Source organism: Gardnerella sp. 26-12 (assembly GCF_001660745.1).
Classification (GTDB): Bacteria; Actinomycetota; Actinomycetes; order Actinomycetales; family Bifidobacteriaceae; genus Bifidobacterium; species Bifidobacterium swidsinskii.
The window spans coordinates 1-1,626 of record NZ_LWSR01000146.1; the positions used below are offsets into that span (position 1 = coordinate 1).

The window sequence follows — 1,626 nt, forward strand, 5'->3', positions numbered from 1 at the left end:
ATATATTCATAGATTACATCTTGCTTAAGTGTTTATTTTTTTCTAGGCACAGCGCAAAGTACATTGTTTGCATACTTGTCTGCAAAGCCAACGTATTGTCCTGTTTGTGGATTGTGAATAGTTCCATTTTCAGGATTTACAATTCCTCCAGTATTTGGATCAATAAGTTGTCCTTGAGAATTTTTTATTAATCCTGTTTTTGGATCAACACGTCCCATCTTCTTTGGATCTGTAGTTTTATTAAGCTTGTCGTTTTCGTTTATATTGCTATCGTCATCCGTATCTTCATTGTCTTGATTATTCGTATTCTTAGACGAATTATTTGCATTCTTTTTGTTAGTGCCGTTAGTTTTATGATTTAGCGATAGCGGTTTATTTTCACGCATCAAATCCCAAATATTGTTTGCTTCATCAGACCACACAACACGATTTGGATCATAAGGATCTGGAATAACAGGAGTAGTACGAGCATAAATATGTGAAGAATCTAATTTACGCATGCTTAATGCCAAACCGACCAAAGTGGTAGGATTTGCCAAGCCTTCACTTATATTCAATGCTCCCAACGATGCTTTTGCAAGCTGGTAAAGCTCACTTGTCTGAGTAAATAAGTTTTTAGACAGTGCTTGATGTAAAAGCTGTTTAATCAAGTATTGCTGTCTTGTTGTTCGCATTATGTCAGAGCCATCGCTTGCTGTATCGTGACGCATTCTAGCGTATTGAGTAGCAAGTCGACCATTAAGATGCTGCATTCCTTGTTTGAAATTCACGCCCGTATAGGCATCGCGAGTTGCTGTTGGGATGCACACAGATACTCCACCAACTGCATCAATCATATTGCTTAATCCACTGAAATCAGCGACTATAAAATGATGAATATTTAAACCAGTAAGTGAATTAACAGCTTTTAACGAGCATGATGCTGCTGAAGCTAAATCTCCACCTTGCGCATATCCTAAGGCGAAAATTGAATTAAACATCACATGTTTTCTTGCAGGAATATGTCCTTTTGTAGTGTCGCATGCTGGTGCGTTTACCATAGAATCTCGTGGAATAGAAACGATATTCATGTATGATCTATCTGCGCTAATTTGAACTACCATAGTAGTATCTGACTGATGATCACCAGTTTCGCCGTCATGTGTAAAGCTCTGATTATTCCCATCTCGAGAATCTTGACCTAAAACAAGAAAAGTTACTGGTTTGCCTGCGTTAATATCAAGTGTTTGATTAGCTTCTGGATCTTTAGATATAACGTTTATGACTCTGTTACTTACAGCAGAAGAAAAATCTAACCACACTGCAGCTATGATTGTTGAAAAGAATGTAAGTACTGAAATAACAAACATGCACAGTATCTTGCGCGTGCGGTTAATCATTCTATAACCAAGACTATGATGAGGAGTTGAGTTCCAATCTTCGCCTGGTTGGTACCGCATGCCTTCAGGATACCGTGAAGTTGTCATCGTACCTTCTTTCTCAATAATGAGTAACCTTTTAGGTTGTGGCAATATCATTTCTTTTGTCATCAAATAAATCAATATTCAATGGACACATATAGCGTGTAATTATAGCATGCTGCAGTGAGATTTATGACATCTGGTTGTGTTGAATATTATTTGATAT

1 protein-coding gene is annotated in these 1,626 nt (G+C 37.3%); it reads right to left on the reverse strand.

Annotated features, from left to right (window positions below):
• Positions 1-32 precede the first annotated feature (32 nt).
• Complete coding sequence (locus A5295_RS05920) at positions 33-1,466, reverse strand: LCP family protein (RefSeq protein ID WP_033888681.1); 1,434 nt, start codon at positions 1,464-1,466, stop codon at positions 33-35.
• Between the last annotated feature and the right edge of the window lie 160 nt (positions 1,467-1,626).

Coding starts and splice junctions, on each gene's coding strand:
- A5295_RS05920 (WP_033888681.1), bottom strand. CDS start 1,466: ATGACAACTTCACGGTATCCTGAAGGCATGCGGTACCAACCAGGCGAA.